Here is a 16,030-nt window from a genome sequence, read left to right on the forward strand (position 1 = left end):
GTGTGGTGCTACCCCCTATAAACACCCACGTTAGAAAGAATGACGCTTTTTTTAGAGTTGTAAGGTTAAAATAGATGGAACCTCAGGGTTTGCAAGTCTTAAAAATCCATAGCCAATTCCTGAAATCCCCATCATGAGACCAGGTGTTTCAACTTTTTGTGGAATGCCCGTTAACCATCCAGAAGTTTGTACATTTTTCAAAATTTTTGTTCCTAATTGATATGCAGTATCTTTTAAGTAGTTCATTTCGGATAAATCAGATGTTATTAATAATAGTTCTAAGTTACCTAAATCCCCATGGCATAAGGAATGATTATCCCCAAATCCTCTATGTACGGTAGTGTTTACTGCTGTTTTAATATCTTTTAATATGTTTTCATTTTTATATAGTTGATAAATCATGTAACGACTTAAACCAATCCCAGCGGCTCCATGACACCAATTGACTGTATTATATTCATTGTTCAAAGCATTATTTCTTAAATCTTTCCAGTTCCCTTCCGTTGGAATGAAAAGGGTTTGTTCATATTCTAATCCTCTTATTGCCGTATTGTAAAAAACATCATTTTTAGTTATTTTTGCTAACTCTAAGAGCGCCCATGCAATACCTGAAATACCGTGAGACATTCCAGCTAATGGAGTTAAGCTACGGTTAAAAATCCATCCAACTCCCTTTGGCATTTCTTTATAATTAGATGTTAAATGATACCCACATTTCGTTGCTATTTCAAGAGCTTGCTGATTATGTGTTAATTTATAAATTTGTAAACATACAATTAATGTCCCAGCACTGCCACCCATAAGATCAAAGACTTGATCATGCTCTATCATAGATTCAATTATTGATAGATGAGAAAGGCTCTTTTCTAAAAGTAAATCATCATCCCATAATTTAGCCAAATGCGCTAATACATAAGAAACAGATCCATATCCATGGAAAGCTGAAATGCTTAAATGACTCTTATCTTTTGCTAATAGTTTATATGCAGTTTCTAAAGAGGATTTTGCAAGCTTTTTAAATTTATCATTACCTGTTTCATTAGCTAAGTGTGCCATAAATAAAGAAATACCAAGAACACCATCGTATAAACCCACATCAAGTGGTGCCATAGTTAGTTTATCTTCTATATCAGCACCTATTCCAATCCAAGTAGCATCTAATTTGTCATCACCTATAAAAGCACATTTATGCAAATATTCTCCTATTTTTATAGCTTCATTCAAAAAATGCTCTTTATTGGCTATATAATCAGGTTCTATACGATTTTCCTTATTTTTATTTAAATTATTTATATTTAAGTTCCATGTTTGATCGGCTAAAGTAACCAAAGACATACGTATGTATTTTAACTGCTTTTCTAAATCTTCATTTGTTAAATTTCCTATTTTTTCTAACACCTTTTGAAAATTATCTCTCTTATAAAAATTTTTAATTTCATTTCCTTTACTATCCCAAATACTTGTTGAATTTACTTTACTTGTGAAATAGGGAACGTCATCAATTAGTAAATCTTTACATTCGCAATGAGTGATTTTTTTATATATTGAAAAATTAGAAGTTATTTGCCAAAAATATTCAAATAGGCGAACTCTTTCAATACCATTTTGTAAATATTTTGGATGATGACCAATATCTATAAAAGTAGAATAGGTTTGAGTTGCTCTAGGGATAACTCGAATAGAATTCTCTTTAAATTGATAAAGCGGACCATTGTTGGATGTTAGATCTTCTTTGTGATCCATAAATATTTTGTATAAATTTTCAAAACCTTGAGCAATATGTTTACTATATTGTTCCGCATTTAAATATTTTCCATTAAACTTAGGTCTATTAATTTTTTCTTCAAATATGATATCTCTTTTTACAAAACACATTTCATCAGTTCCAATACCCTCTAAAACATAAGATTTTTGAGGTAATATTTGATTACCTTGTCCGCCTAAACCACTAAGTTCAGGGAAAATGGAATCAGATGTGTAAACAATTGGTAACATGGATGTACGAAAAATTGAATCATTTAAGTCTTCCATAGCTCTTGTAATAGCTGATGGATCTTCATAACCTGTCAATTGATTTTGAAATAATGATTCTAAATCAATTAGCATTGGGTATTCACCACAAGCTATAATATTTTCTAGGTGGAAATCAGTAGCTTGAAGTATATATAGCAAAGCTATATATCCTCCCTGACGATAGTAAAATTGTGGTATTTCATTTATACTATGGCATTCATAATGTTCTATAAATTCTTGCCATCCATAATCATCTTTATCAATTACTTTAAGTAAATTGAATTGATATTTAAAACCTTTAGTATTGGCCCATTTTAAAATTGATTGAAAACTTAAATCTATTGATAAAGATCTAGGCTTATAAACTATCTTTTCTCCTGATGTGAATGTCAAAATCATAACGCTTCTTCCATTCTTATGTGAATCACCCAGTCCAGATTTTAAAGATTTAAGTTTAGAAAAGTCTTTTAATATTAATTTTTCTATAGCATTTTTATCTTTGAAAAATCTTTCTATTGCTTCTATATGAACATCAATAATCAGGTTTGTTTTTTCTGTTAATAAACGTGCTAAAACTGGATACGCTAATAGTATTTCAGAAATATCTGTAAGTGTATTTTCAATAAAGTAATTAAATCTGTCTTGTGAAGTTTTTCCTTGTAATTCATTAGATAATTTTGCAACATGAAGCTCTTGTATTAAGGTTTTAACACTAATATTTGCTAGATTAGAATGAATAGTATTTAAAATAGAAGCAATAACATCTTCTTTTAATACTTGTTCATACATATCATATTTATTCGTCAAAATATTCAATTCTGATAATATTTTATTCTTAGCCCATGATAAAAAAGGTATAAAGAAAGGTTTAAAAATTTTACATATACTATTATTATTTTCAAAGTCTTTTTCAAGTAATTTTACTTTTTGATTATTTTTAATAATATCTTTAAAATCTTTAATCCAATTTGGTTCTTCACCGGGCATTACGGTATCGGTGTTAGATAAAATGTTTGAAAAACGATAAATATCTAAATCGTCAGCTAAAAAACGTTCATTTAAAAGTTCATTATTTGAGAAACCACAAACTTTTCTCCATTCTAGTAGTATATTTTCATCGATCACATTTTTTTTATCAGTATTACTGTAATCTCTTTCTGAAATATATAAACCTTGATATAATGCATCTTCTAACTTTAGCATACTTGTATTCTAACCTCGCATTTCTACTAGTAAGTTTGTTTAATTACAAAAACAGGCGGAATTCCGCCTGTTTTTCAAAGTATATAGTTTTTGATTCTATATTAGTTAGGACAAGGTTTTGTCCAAGATGCACAACCAGTAGTTGGACAAACAGCTGCACTAATAGGAATAGTAACTGTAACCGTTGGGTGTGTATTTGGATTTTCATCTGAACCGCCTGCTAAATGTTTAAGTTCTTCTTCTTGAATTAATCCAACTGGATTTTCTTTTGCGTTATTTAGGAAATTACGAATCTCTTTTTTTGACATGTTTAATTCCTCCAATTTTATAAAAAAAAGTTAATATAAAACATTTAATGGAAATATCGGGCCCAAAAAAATCATATTATAAAAAAAACAACAAGTCAATATATTTAGAATATTATATCGTAGTATAAAAAAAACCATTTTTAGAAAAATCTTAATATACAGTTGATTTATTTGGAATTATTTTGTATAGTTGTTTTTGGAAGGAGGTGGAATTAATGGCTAAAAATGATATTATTCGTTTTTGGAAAGATTCTACATATAGAGCATCCCTTTCTGAAGAGATGCAAAAAAATATGCCTCAAAGTCCAGTAGGTTCTTCATTTGAAGAATTAGAAGAGGCTAATTTAACTCAGTTTGTAGGAGCTGGAGATGTGACGCCTGCATGGGAGTGGCCTTGGGAGGCTGCTTCAAGAGAGAATGATGGTGGACATTGTACTCTTACCTGGGAATGTGGTATTTGTCCAACACATACTACATGCTTGACTTGCTAATACAAAAATTAAAAGCAGCTTAATTAAGCTGCTTTTAATTCATTAAAAATGAGGTGTGAATTTATAATGAATTCTTTATATAGATCGCTTTATCTGAATGAAAGAGTATCGAGTTCTAATTTGAATATTACGAATTTAGCAAGAAAACGCTTAAATATGTTAATAGAGAGTTTTGGTATAAAGGATGAAACTGATTTTGAGGAATGTATTCGAAAAATGTCTAATCTTGATATTAATCATCTCTTAGATTTAATGTCGCAAGAACAGTTACAGGAAAAAGAATTTGTTAGAGATCAGGAATGGTTCTCTTTTATGAAACAAATAGAAGAAAATTATTCTAAGTATAAAGATTTTATTAAAGATGATCTACATATAGATAATTCCCCTTTTTCTGCTTTTGTATATCCTTTTGTTTCAGAGGCTATAGAAAAGCTTCAAAATGGGATAAATAATCTATGTATTAAATATAATACTAAAGAAGAACTATTTCATAAAAATGTCTTATTAAAATTTATTCCTCAATTAATAGAACAGTTATATCCTATTTGCTATAAAACTATTATATTGGAATTGAATGTAGCTAAAGTCTCTGGCGTGTTGAAAGGAGAAACTGCCAAAGATCGCTATGAATATTTCACACAAACACTTCTAAAAGATAAGGATTATATCCAAGGATTGTATAATGAATATCCAGTCTTAATACGTTTATTGATAACTAAATGTGAATATTGGAGTGCAAATTTTTTAATGCTTTTAGAGCGATTATTGAAAGATTTGAATTTAATCTCACAAAGAATTTTTAATAATACAAAGATAAAAATCATTAATGAAATTAAGATGGGGGCCGGAGATTCACATAGAAAAGGGAATACGGTGGCTACAATAACACTAAATAATGATTTGACTCTCATTTATAAACCTAGATCTTTGAACACAGATGTTAAGTTTCAAAAATTTATTACATGGCTTAATGAATTAAATCAAAATTACCCTTCATTATACACGTTGAAAGTATTGGATCAAGGAGAATATGGATGGACTGAATTCATTACATATAAATCTTGTACTACAGAAAAAGAAATTGAAAATTTTTATTGGAGAATAGGTAGTCAATTATCCTTCTTGTACTTAATGAATGCGGTTGATTTTCATGGAGAAAATATAATTGCACATGGAGAATACCCTATATTAATTGATCTTGAATCGCTTTTCCACCCTAAGATTGAAGAAAACAATCAAGAAAAAACGGCATTTCAAAATGCACGTGATGTTCTAAATAAGTCTGTAACTGCTACAGGTATTTTACCATTCTTAATGTATCGTACTAAAGAAGGTAAGGGTGTTGATATTAGTGCCTTGGGATCTACGGAAGGACAAGTTATACCTAAAAAACTTCCGAAAATTGAAAATCTTGAAAGAGATGATATGAAAATTGTTAAAGGTCACATTAAACTTTCAGGTGTAAATAATAATCCACGTTTACAAAATAAAGAAGTGAAGATGACAGATTATATTTCACAAATTGAAGATGGATTTAGAAATACATATTTATTATTAATGGAAAATAAACAAGAATTAAAAGAACACATGAAATTGTTTACTGACTGTGATACAAGACATATTGTTCGATCTACCCCACAATATGCAGATTTGCTAAGAATTAGTTATCATCCTGATTATTTAAGAGATGGAATTGATAGAGATCTATTACTCCATAGATTATGGTTAGAAATTGGAAATAGATTAATTGTTAAGGAAGTTACGGAGTCTGAAAAATTAGATTTATTAGAAAGTGATATACCATATTTTATGACTAAACCCGGTGAAAAACATTTATGGGATAGTAGAAATAAGCGTATTGAAAACTTCTTTAATGTAAGTAGTTTAGATATATGTTTTGATAAAGTGAATGAAATGAGTAAAAAGGAATGTGAGGATCAGATACAGGTTATAAAACTTGCTATATTAGCAACAAGCTATTCATTGGATAATGAAAAATATAATCATTATATTCCTTTAAAATCAAATGACGATATTTCCTTTGATAAAACTAAATTTTTAAATGAAGCAATTAGAATTGGTGAGTATTTAAAAGAAAAATCAATTGCTGGTATTAATAATGGAGAACGAGATTTATGCTGGATTGGTACAAATATTTATGGTAACGATGAAGCGCAATGGGATTTATCTCCTATAAGAGTTGACTTATATGACGGACTAAGTGGTATAGCATTATTTTTTGCCTATTTAGCTCATGAAACAGGTAGAGATGATTTTAAAGATGTAGCTATACAAGCCTTAGTTCCGGTTCGAGGAGCTTTGAAAGATATTAATACTAAGGATAGTATTATTGGTGTTGGTGCTTTTACCGGGATAACATCTACTTTATATAGTTTGAGTCATATTTCTGCTCTTTGGAAAGATAGTACAATTTTATCAGAAGTTCTTCCTAGTATTTCTTATATTGCTAGTTCAATTGAGCAAGATAAAGATTTAGATATTATTGGGGGAGTCGCAGGAGCCGCTGTTGTATTCAAAAATATTTACGAGCAAACAAATAATGAGGAAATGCTAAAAGCTGCAATACTTTGTGGAAATCATCTTATTGAAAAAGCAACTCCTGAAGGGAATAAAGGTGGTGTTGGCTGGAGAGGTGTTGATGAGAACGCTCTTTCAGGATTTTCACACGGTTCAGCTGGTATTATTTGGGCATTAGCAGAGCTATATGATTTGACAAAAGATACCCGCTTTTTAGAAACACTAAAATGTGGATTGATATATGAAAGAGAATTATTTGTAAATGATCAATGGCAAGACTTGCGTGCAGGCGCTCGACCAGCCGCTGCAGCATGGTGCCATGGGGCACCTGGTATTACATTAGGAAGATTATTGTTAAAAGAACTTGAAATTAATGATCCTTTATTAGATGAAGAAATATGCAAAGGTATTTATGCAACGGTTCAACAAGGATTTGGTAGGAACCATTCTTTATGTCATGGTGATTTTGGTAATCTAGAAATAATAAGATATGCAGGGAAAATATATAATAATAAAGAATGGATTGAAATCGCTAATAATGCTAGTCAGCATGTATTAAATGAAATTAAATTATCTGGTTGGCAATGTGGAATTCCTGGTATGTGTGAAACTCCAGGGTTAATGACTGGTTTATCTGGAATAGGACTAAGCTTATTACAATGCTATAATCCTATCGGGATACCATCTATACTGTGGTTACAATCTTCCAAAGCTTTAGCGAGAGTATAGCCGTTAATATAGGATCATAATTATTAAAAATTATGATCCTATATATTATACAAGTAGAGGTGGAATCATGTTTCCTTTCAAAAAAATACGTGTCGTGCATCAATTGAGCCAAAATGAATGTGGTGCAGCTTGCTTATCTATGATAATGGAATACTATGGGGATAGTATTCCATTACGTAAAATAAGTGAACAGTGTGGTACAAGTCGTGATGGTGTAACAATATTCACTCTAAAAAAAGTAGCTGAAGGATATGGATATAAGTGTAATGTGTATAGAGTGAATATTGAATATTTGATAAACGATGCTAAATTACCGGCCATTTTGTACTGGAATAATTCTCATTATGTAGTATTAGAAAAAATAGATAATAAGAAAGCTATCATTATTGATCCTGCACACGGCAGAAAATCGATAATGATTGATGAATTAGATTCTTGTTTTAGTAATGTAATCATTTCGCTTGAACCACTAACCTCAAAAAAATTAAAGCACAAAGATACATCATGGAAAGATTATACTAAATATATTTTTGTGGATCCTAAACTTACAGTGTTTGTATTTTTATTATCAATTGTTATTCAATTGGTTGGTTTAGCAACGCCATTTTTTACCCAATTTTTAGTAGATGAAGTGTTGGTGAAAAATCAAAGAGATATATTAAATAGCTTAGGTTTAATTATTTTACTAATTTTTGTTACATTTTTTCTTTTCACATATCTTCGTACCTATTTGAGCGTGAAATTACAAGTGTTGATTAGTAAGAGTTTATCAACAGACTTTATTTGTCATCTATTTAAACTTCCTATTGGCTTTTTTGAGCAAAGGACTACTGGTGATTTAATAACACGAATGAATAATATTACAACAATTCGTGAATTATTAGCAAGGAGCGGTTCCGCTGTTATATTAGACCTAATGATGGTGGTTGGTTACGGAGCGGTAATGTTATATTATTCAACGACTTTAGCATTTATTACTTTTGGTATAGCTCTTCTACAATTAGTAATAATGATTTTTACTTTATCAAAAGTTCAAGAATTAACAAACAAGGAACTTGAAACACTCTCTACTACCCAAGGATATCTTACAGAAGCTTTACGTGCTATTACTTTTGTAAAAACAAGTGGTACAGAGGAAGGTATTTTAAAAAAATGGTCACGTGTTTTTGAACAACAAATGAAGATAGTTTCCAAAAGGGGAACATTTACTGGTTTTTTGGGAAGTATAATTGGAAGTATTTCAACAATTGCTCCTTTAACCTTATTATGGCTAGGAGCTAAAGAAGTAATGAATGGACAACTTACCATCGGAACACTGGTTGCTTTTAATGGTATTGCAATGTCATTTTTAGGCCCAATAGGTTCATTGGTTACTAATATACAATCTTTCCAGTATATAAAAGGAGTCTTTGAACGTTTACAAGATGTACTGAAGGCGGATATTGAAAAAACAGGCGAGAAATCCGTAAATCAGAATTTATTAGAGAAAGAAATTAAATTAGAAAAAGTATCTTTTTCATTTAGTCAAGAACATCCCCCAATTATCAAAGATCTAAATCTTACAATAAATCCTGGTGAAAAAGTATCTATTGTCGGTTCCACTGGTAGTGGAAAAACAACTCTTACTAAATTAATTCTAGGTTTGTATAAGACCACCAATGGAACAATTCGATATGGGGACTTTGATATTGATGATTTAAAGGTTGTAGATCTTAGAAAGAAAATGGGGATAGTTTTGCAAGATACTTTATTATTCAATGATACCATTGCAAAAAATATTTCTTATTTTGAAGATATATCAATGGAAAAAATAGGGGAAGCGGCTCGGATAGCTGGATTACATTTAGAAATTGAGAAAATGCCAATGGGGTATAATACTATTATTGGCGAAAATGGGCAAAATCTTTCGGGGGGACAGCGACAAAGATTAGCGATTGCAAGGGCTTTAGTGAGAGAACCTTCTTTATTAATTCTAGATGAAGCCACAAGTCAATTAGATACTGTGACAGAACAAAACTTACATAGTAGATTAGACAGTTTGCATGTTACAAGAATTGTTATTGCACATCGCCTGATTACTGTAATGGACTCGGATCAAATTGTTGTAATGGATGAGGGGGTTATCAAAGAAATGGGCAATCATGAAGAACTCATGAAAATAAAAGGAATGTATTACCGTCTGTTCAAAAAACAAATGGATAATATTGGCGAACATGTACCAGAAAGTAGCTCTTTAACTAGCTAATTACAATATAATTAAAAGATTTTGATATAAGTATATAATTAAGAGCAAGAACAATTGCTGATTCTTAGCTGAATCCTATCTTATGTTGGAACAGGCTATAAAAAAATGGGATAACTAAACTCCTTAGAATGTGTTTTTAAGAAATATTCAACTATACTCATTATAAAATAAGAAACCTATCCGTATATAGGTTTCTTATTTACAGTATTCCTTTGAATAAAATTACAGAGTGGCCTTTCATACCCATAATTGCTTCCTGACCCCTTTAAAAATATAACTTTAATCTTTATAAAATCAAGGTTTATCAAATTTATAAATGTTTATTAAGTATCCACGACCTTTATAAATTCCTTAGCGTACAATTTTCTTAAAATAATATGGTGCTCCCGAATAGGCTTCTACACCATAAATGTATTAATCATAGTATGCGTAACAAAATAGTTGAACAGAAATTATGCTAAATTTTTCAAATAATTTTCTTAATATTACGAACTTCATTTGTGTAGTTAGTATATAAGTTAAATATTTTAAAGGAGCATTAATATCTTTTTTGATTTTAGTTATATTTTTAGAGTTGTTACCAATAGAAAAAGCAAGTGCATCTATATCATCTAATCCATTAAATGAAGTAGCACATCGAATTGATACAAGTAAAAATTATTATATAGTTCCAGCAGATTTATCAATAAGGGGATTAAGTTCTCACCCGTCCTTTAATTTTTCTAAATCTTTAGTAGTTAGTTCGCCAGATAATACAGTGGAAATACCACATTGGGATGTCTTTTCAGTTGTCTAAGGTAGGGGTTATTTGTAATTTTATGAAAATAATAGGAGAATGAGGATTATCAATTACTCACATAACAATTATGCGCCGGGTCCATTGACCTAAACTTATTATTATACGAGCTAAACTATTAATAATTTCATTTACCGTATGGATAGATATGTAATATACAGGGGTTAAACCCAAAAGAGGGAATCAGTCTTTGCCCTAAAAGTCAACGAAAATCAATAGAATTTATACCTAATTTATGTTAAATTAAATGTAGATTTACTTTTCTTTTTTTATTTTTTTAAACATTCAAGAGCCGTTTCGCGGTTCAGATTCAGACACTTATATTGTGTCTATGATTCTGAGTCCGAAACGGCTCTTTTTATATAAATATTTATTTGTATGAAGATCATCAAAATGAATGTGTTTTGGGATTAAAAAATATTATGAAGGAGTGAGGACCGAAAGGTACGAGGGAAGCGCGGTTATGGCCGCGCCGTTGCGAAGACAACTGTCTTCGCTAAGTAAACGTGGATATAACAGTTGCTCTCCACGCTAAATATGGAGCGATAGGCTTAGGCTTAAATTGGAGTTTTACAGATACATATGGAGTAGCGGATTGACACCTTATGGTGTGCGGCGCATTTGCCGCGCACCATAAGGTAGATTATGCCCGTTTGAGCGTAAGCGAAAACGGGCCGACCGAAGGGCGGCGGGAATATGGGAAGACGGCGAGGATTTTCAAAAGTATCCCTTGTAAGGCAAATTGAAAATGCAATAAAAGAAATTATTTGTATTGGGCAATCAAAATATGAGGCGAAAAAAGAAGGGCAGCATACGAGGGGGCTATATTCTTTTAAACATATTCAAAATACAATATCGGTTTCAATTGATTTTGCACGTTTTTGTAGGGAACAGTATGGAATTACACGAATCGTTTATTTTAAAGAAGAATATTATTATGCCTATTTACAGTATAAAGAACAAGAAGGGGTGTCCCACGGACACCTAATGAATATTGAGACGTGCCTAAGGAAGTTACAAATAGCTATGCACAAACAAGCAGAGAAATTTCAAAAGGACCCTGTGAGCTTTTGTTCTGAAAAAAGAGTGTTTAGCTATAACAACAAAAAAATAAGAAAGCTCCTGAGAATCGCTCTATGAGCTTGAGAGACGCGAATAGATTAATAGAGAATATCCCCTCTATCCATGTTCGGAATGCATTTCAATTACAGTTATATTTGGGACTTCGTGCAAGGGAAGTTATCAATCTGACTTTAGAACATTTTGATTTGAAGAATAGTGTTTTAAAGATTAAGAATGGAAAAGGAATTACAAAAGGTGGACGGAGACGTGAAATTCAGATACCTGAAAGATTGCAAGAAAAGATCTATGAAATAATTAAAGATAAAAAGTTACATGAAAAAGTCATTCCAGTTAAAGATAATACTTTGCGGGCAGCTCTATTAAAAGCTGGAATGACAACGGGGATTCCTACGAATGGAACGCATATGTTCCGTCATACGTTCGCGAGAGAACGTTTTAAAGAATTATTAGGGGAATCCTATGAGCAAGGACAGAAAATATTGGCTTATATACTGAAAAATCATGAGCGAGGAAAACGCGCGGATTATGGGATTCGTCAAGAGTTTAAAACTACCTATTGGCAAGTACAAGATGCGATGAATATAGTTCATGAAGAATTAGGTCACGGAAGAGGAAGGGTAGATTTAGCTCAAGTTTATTTAAAATGCTAAGATAGAGGAGTTATAACCGTTATAACGAATTTGAAATACTAAAAAGGAGGTTATGACTATTATGATTCCTATAATTTATGAAAATGTATCCCAAGTTGCTAAAAGATTAAAAGTATCACCATCTACGATTAAAAAATATTATTTATTAATTGAGAGTTATAACTGTTATGCTTTTAAAAGAGATGAACGAGAACGAGTTATTTTTGATGATTATGATATCGGATTATTAAAAAGGTTAGTAGAATTAAAAAGTATGCCCCAAGTTACATTGGAAGATGCTTGTAAATTACTTTTAGAAGAAGAAGGGTTAACAGTTCAGAATATAAATATGAATGTTATAACACCTAAATCAGATGATTTAAAAGAATTATTGCAAGAATTAAAAGGTACAGTGGAGTTACAACAAAAACAATTACAGAATCAAAATGAACAAATAGCTCAATTAACAAACTTATTGGAATCGCAACAAAAGTTATTAACTCACTCCGATACCTTAGAGAAACAACAAGTTGCTGATCGTGATAAAGCTGTTATGACTGTTATGCGCGAGCTTCAAGAAGTAAAACAGATGGTTGCGGCAAGTAATGAAAAGAAATGGTATCAATTTTGGAAGTAATCTACTGATTCTTATGCAATTATGCCACGAAAGTCACTTGACTATGAGGGGGAGAGGCTTGTAGTCAAGTAAATTGTGTAATAAAAAGCGTAGGACGGATGCCCCGGTAAAGGGGAAAAACAATGTCTTCGCCAAACTTCGTGGTTCTACTGTTAGAAAAAGACGAATAAGAATATAGCATACATACAATAAGGGAATGCAGTATAGATCAGTCTACAAGCATTCCCTTGCTATAGTGATGTTAATAATATTTTAATGATGTTGCTACTATGTATGTCATATTGATTAAGAATAAAAAGATTAATATATCTAGTGTTAAAAAAACATATAATATTATTTTTATCTTTTTAGATATTTCATTTTTAATCATATATATAATGAATAGCATTGTAGTGGATTGAAATAGCATGGTGAAAAATAAAAATGTAATAGCAAATACCATATTCCCTGGTGTAAATCCAGTATTCATAATGAGTAGAGAACTAATTATATTAAGAATAAGCGTAGTTAGTATAAAAAAATATTTGTAAATGTTTTTAATTTTGATCACCTACTTTAATTTTTTGTTTGATAATATAGTTGTTTGTTTTTATGGTTATATATAAGTATTTTGTTATTGTTTTCGTCTACAATGTAAACATCTTTTTCTTGCCAATCTATCCCGTGAGCTATATCTTTTTCGATTGAAAATAATACGTCTTTATTTCTAAAAGGAATTGAATTTCGATGAGCATGAATGTTTAATTCATGATCCTTTGTTTCAATGCTATAATCTCCTGAATAATTGGAGAAGAACGGTGTTAATTTACTATAAATATATAGAATTTCTTTTTTATCGCTTTCTTGATAAAAGTGGGAATTAATAACCTTTAGATCTGATGTTTTTATATCCTTTGGTATAAGTAAAAAGGCAATGAGACAATAAAATATAACAACAATAGTAATTAAAGAATATATGTAGAGAGCGGCTATTAATAAATATCTCTTATAATTGCTTTGTTTTATTATCTGATTTTGCAAATTTGAATCCTCCTTTAATAAAGAATCAATTGAAACATTAAATAGATTGCTTAAGGCTAATAAATTGGTTAGATCAGGAAGACTTTTTCCTAGTTCCCATTTAGATATAACTTGTCTTGAAATAAATAATTGGCTAGCTACATCTTCTTGTGTCAGGTTATTTATTAATCTTAAATGTTTTATTTTTTTTCCAATGTTCATATATGTACCTCCTTTAATTACTTTAATTATTTTAATGTTAAATAGTAAGAAACGCATCGTAGCGTTATAAAAAAGGCATGCAATGATCTGTTGCAAGATGGATTTCAGACTAAAAATATATATTTATAATATTTAAATATACAAATAAAAAAAGCTAAGAAAAAGGATTTAGTAAAAAACTAGATCTTTTTTCTTAGCTTTTTATTTAAAATATTATTTGTTTTTTTTCTGATCTTTACTTATTCGTGAAAAACCCCAGAATCCTAAAATTAAAATTAAAATAAGGCCAATGACATCAATTAGAGCATTGATTTTCTCATCATTAACAATAAAGTTTGCGATAAAGGTAATGATAGAGATTAGTATAATTCCAGGTAAAATGTATTTATTCATGTGGAAAACCTCCTTAGTAAATTTAAATTAGGTATGGACTATATTTTAATATACGTTACCATATTATTGAAGTATGCGCATATATTTGAATAAATGTAAAATCAAGGGAGAGGTTTTTGTATGTCAAAAAGATTTTTAAGGTTAGGTATTCTTTTTTGTTCGTTTTTAATGTTTTCTACAATCTTTAGTTTTCCGGTAGCAAATGCAGAAGTTAAAACAACTAAGAATGAGACTAAACAGATAGAATCAGAAATTGAAGACTATGAAGCTTTATCTCCACTTTTAGAATTAGTAGAAAAAATGCCAGATGCTGTTGCGAATTCAGGAATTGATTCTGGGGTTGAATGGTTAAACGAAAATAAAGGATCTGAGTTTGCTGGATATACTTTTATAGCAGATGGTGATAATTTAACAGCTGTAGCGGATAATCTTAATGGATCACTTCGTGGTGTTAGTTGGGATTGTATTTCTAGTGCTGGAAAAGCGATTGCTGTAAATGCTCTTCCATGGGCAAAAATTTTAAAGGTTAAACAAGCTGCTAAGTTAATGGGTGGTATTAACTCTATGACTAAGACCATTGTAACAGCATATAAGCATCAACGTAATCTTGGTTATGGTAGAGGTAATGCTATTAAGAGAGCGGTAAGTGTATCTACTAGAGCTTTACCGGGTGAAACACAAAAAGCTGTTTTGGAGTTTTTTGAACTAGGTGATGTAATTAAAAATTGTTTTTAGAGTTGAAAAATTTAATGGATTAATCTATTGAATTAAAAAACCTTAGGTGTTTTTAATTACCTAAGGTTTTTTGTATTTCTTAGAGAAACATCCTATTAATCTGGTCTTTTTATCTTTACATCGCTAAATTTGCAATGTAATATCCAAATTCATAGCCTATTTTTATAATTCCGGCACCTAATATTATGTAAAGGGAATATTTGATAAATTGGTTTTCATTTAGGAATTTATTTAGATTATTTATGATGAACACTCCTTTTAATATTCTATATTCAATATATTAAAATTAACCAAAATAAGAAAGCTTAGATTTGAAATGTATCAAGGATATTATCTTTTTCTTCTTTATTGATCCCGATATATTTAAGTGTAATTTGTGGTGTACTGTGATTTAAAATTTCTTGCAGCATAGCTACATCTTTAGTTTGTTTATAAAACCAATAACCGAAGGTTTTGCGCATAGTGTGTGTTCCGATAGATTCTACACTGGCAAAATCTCCGGCTTTTTGCAATTGTCGATACGCTTGGATCTTACTAATGGGTTGATCTCCTTTTCGGGAAGGGAATAACCAGGTATTATCTAGGGTTTGAGCATAAGAGTATACCTCATCAAAAATGGAAGTAAGGTTAATCATGCGTTCTTTCTTTGTTTTTCCTTCTTTGATTTTGAATTCTTTTCTCTTTTTTCGTTTTAGTTTTATTATGGTTTGTGTTTCGATTTGGAGTAGATCACTCACGCGTAGTCCGGTATGGATGCCGATAAGAAACAGAATATAGTCTCGTTTGGAACAATGACGTTTAAGAGCCCATTTCATATCTTCAATCTGTTCTTTGCTACGGATGGGTTGGACATCAATAAGATGTGGTTTTTTATTCATGGATTTATGACCTCCTTATTTACAGTGTTTTGAATGTATACTTTTATTATATAAATTAAGGATATCAGGGTTTTTGGTTAGAAGTCAATGATTAAGGGGAATTGAATGTAAACTAATATTCAAAAGTTTAC

Annotated in this window: 12 protein-coding genes and 1 pseudogene; 8 read left to right on the forward strand and 5 right to left on the reverse strand. The window is 30.5% G+C overall.

The window, feature by feature from the left end; translation table 11 throughout:
- Nucleotides 1-51: 51 nt before the first annotated feature.
- Nucleotides 52-3,216, reverse strand: coding sequence for a type 2 lanthipeptide synthetase LanM family protein (locus N2V79_RS29055; RefSeq protein ID WP_340720566.1), 3,165 nt, complete (start codon nucleotides 3,214-3,216; stop codon nucleotides 52-54).
- A gap of 101 nt (nucleotides 3,217-3,317) precedes the next feature.
- Entirely contained in the window at nucleotides 3,318-3,524 is a 207-nt protein-coding gene (locus N2V79_RS29060; protein ID WP_340720567.1) for a class II lanthipeptide, LchA2/BrtA2 family, read from the reverse strand.
- Between the two features lie 215 nt (nucleotides 3,525-3,739).
- Here N2V79_RS29060 and N2V79_RS29065 point away from each other — a divergent pair, with 215 nt between their 5' ends.
- The 7 genes and pseudogenes from N2V79_RS29065 to N2V79_RS29095 all read left to right on the forward strand — a co-directional run bounded on the left by N2V79_RS29065 (nucleotide 3,740) and on the right by N2V79_RS29095 (nucleotide 12,672).
- Nucleotides 3,740-4,015, forward strand: coding sequence for a plantaricin C family lantibiotic (locus N2V79_RS29065; protein WP_340720568.1), 276 nt, complete (start codon nucleotides 3,740-3,742; stop codon nucleotides 4,013-4,015).
- 66 nt (nucleotides 4,016-4,081) lie between these two features.
- Entirely contained in the window at nucleotides 4,082-7,282 is a 3,201-nt protein-coding gene (locus tag N2V79_RS29070) for a type 2 lanthipeptide synthetase LanM family protein (protein WP_340720569.1), read from the forward strand.
- Between the two features lie 67 nt (nucleotides 7,283-7,349).
- The gene (locus N2V79_RS29075) at nucleotides 7,350-9,527 is read left to right on the forward strand and encodes a peptidase domain-containing ABC transporter (RefSeq protein ID WP_340720570.1); all 2,178 of its coding nucleotides are present in this window, start codon (nucleotides 7,350-7,352) and stop codon (nucleotides 9,525-9,527) included.
- A 541-nt stretch (nucleotides 9,528-10,068) separates the two neighbouring features.
- Nucleotides 10,069-10,296, forward strand: a pseudogene (locus tag N2V79_RS29080) (hypothetical protein); the annotation flags it as partial.
- Nucleotides 10,297-11,019: 723 nt separating this feature from the next.
- A complete protein-coding gene (locus N2V79_RS29085) occupies nucleotides 11,020-11,463 on the forward strand; it encodes a hypothetical protein (RefSeq protein ID WP_340720572.1) in 444 nt (147 codons plus the stop codon).
- Nucleotides 11,460-12,056, forward strand: coding sequence for a site-specific integrase (locus N2V79_RS29090; RefSeq protein ID WP_340720573.1), 597 nt, complete (start codon nucleotides 11,460-11,462; stop codon nucleotides 12,054-12,056). Before N2V79_RS29085 ends, N2V79_RS29090 begins: the two co-directional genes overlap by 4 nt.
- Before the next feature lie 61 nt (nucleotides 12,057-12,117).
- The gene (locus tag N2V79_RS29095; protein WP_340720574.1) at nucleotides 12,118-12,672 is read left to right on the forward strand and encodes a DUF3967 domain-containing protein; all 555 of its coding nucleotides are present in this window, start codon (nucleotides 12,118-12,120) and stop codon (nucleotides 12,670-12,672) included.
- A 555-nt stretch (nucleotides 12,673-13,227) separates the two neighbouring features.
- Here the strand turns inward: N2V79_RS29095 and N2V79_RS29100 are convergent.
- On the reverse strand, nucleotides 13,228-13,893 hold the full coding sequence (locus N2V79_RS29100) for a helix-turn-helix domain-containing protein (protein WP_327979330.1): 666 nt from the start codon (nucleotides 13,891-13,893) through the stop codon (nucleotides 13,228-13,230).
- Nucleotides 13,894-14,106: 213 nt separating this feature from the next.
- Nucleotides 14,107-14,286: a hypothetical protein gene (locus N2V79_RS29105; protein ID WP_001046050.1), complete on the reverse strand. Its 180-nt coding sequence runs from the start codon at nucleotides 14,284-14,286 to the stop codon at nucleotides 14,107-14,109.
- A 120-nt stretch (nucleotides 14,287-14,406) separates the two neighbouring features.
- On the opposite strand from N2V79_RS29105, the gene N2V79_RS29110 reads away from it, so the two are divergent.
- Complete coding sequence (locus tag N2V79_RS29110) at nucleotides 14,407-15,021, forward strand: hypothetical protein (RefSeq protein WP_097889990.1); 615 nt, start codon at nucleotides 14,407-14,409, stop codon at nucleotides 15,019-15,021.
- Between the two features lie 305 nt (nucleotides 15,022-15,326).
- On the opposite strand, the gene N2V79_RS29115 is transcribed toward N2V79_RS29110, so the two are convergent.
- Nucleotides 15,327-15,899 carry a tyrosine-type recombinase/integrase gene (locus tag N2V79_RS29115; protein WP_340720575.1) on the reverse strand — a complete coding sequence of 191 codons (573 nt, stop codon included), beginning with the start codon at nucleotides 15,897-15,899 and terminating at the stop codon, nucleotides 15,327-15,329.
- Nucleotides 15,900-16,030: the final 131 nt, after the last annotated feature.

This window comes from Bacillus sp. CH_70 (genome assembly GCF_038007045.1).
Taxonomy (GTDB): Bacteria; Bacillota; Bacilli; order Bacillales; family Bacillaceae_G; genus Bacillus_A; species Bacillus_A cereus.

Bases quoted from the DNA above. Each gene is read 5' to 3' on its own strand.
- N2V79_RS29085 (WP_340720572.1), top strand. From the start codon at position 11,020: ATGGGAAGACGGCGAGGATTTTCAAAAGTATCCCTTGTAAGGCAAATT.
- N2V79_RS29065 (WP_340720568.1), top strand. From the start codon at position 3,740: ATGGCTAAAAATGATATTATTCGTTTTTGGAAAGATTCTACATATAGA.
- N2V79_RS29110 (WP_097889990.1), top strand. From the start codon at position 14,407: ATGTCAAAAAGATTTTTAAGGTTAGGTATTCTTTTTTGTTCGTTTTTA.
- N2V79_RS29060 (WP_340720567.1), bottom strand. From the start codon at position 3,524: ATGTCAAAAAAAGAGATTCGTAATTTCCTAAATAACGCAAAAGAAAAT.
- N2V79_RS29095 (WP_340720574.1), top strand. From the start codon at position 12,118: ATGATTCCTATAATTTATGAAAATGTATCCCAAGTTGCTAAAAGATTA.
- N2V79_RS29105 (WP_001046050.1), bottom strand. From the start codon at position 14,286: ATGAATAAATACATTTTACCTGGAATTATACTAATCTCTATCATTACC.
- N2V79_RS29100 (WP_327979330.1), bottom strand. From the start codon at position 13,893: ATGAACATTGGAAAAAAAATAAAACATTTAAGATTAATAAATAACCTG.
- N2V79_RS29070 (WP_340720569.1), top strand. From the start codon at position 4,082: ATGAATTCTTTATATAGATCGCTTTATCTGAATGAAAGAGTATCGAGT.
- N2V79_RS29075 (WP_340720570.1), top strand. From the start codon at position 7,350: ATGTTTCCTTTCAAAAAAATACGTGTCGTGCATCAATTGAGCCAAAAT.
- N2V79_RS29055 (WP_340720566.1), bottom strand. From the start codon at position 3,216: ATGCTAAAGTTAGAAGATGCATTATATCAAGGTTTATATATTTCAGAA.
- N2V79_RS29090 (WP_340720573.1), top strand. From the start codon at position 11,460: ATGAGCTTGAGAGACGCGAATAGATTAATAGAGAATATCCCCTCTATC.
- N2V79_RS29115 (WP_340720575.1), bottom strand. From the start codon at position 15,899: ATGAATAAAAAACCACATCTTATTGATGTCCAACCCATCCGTAGCAAA.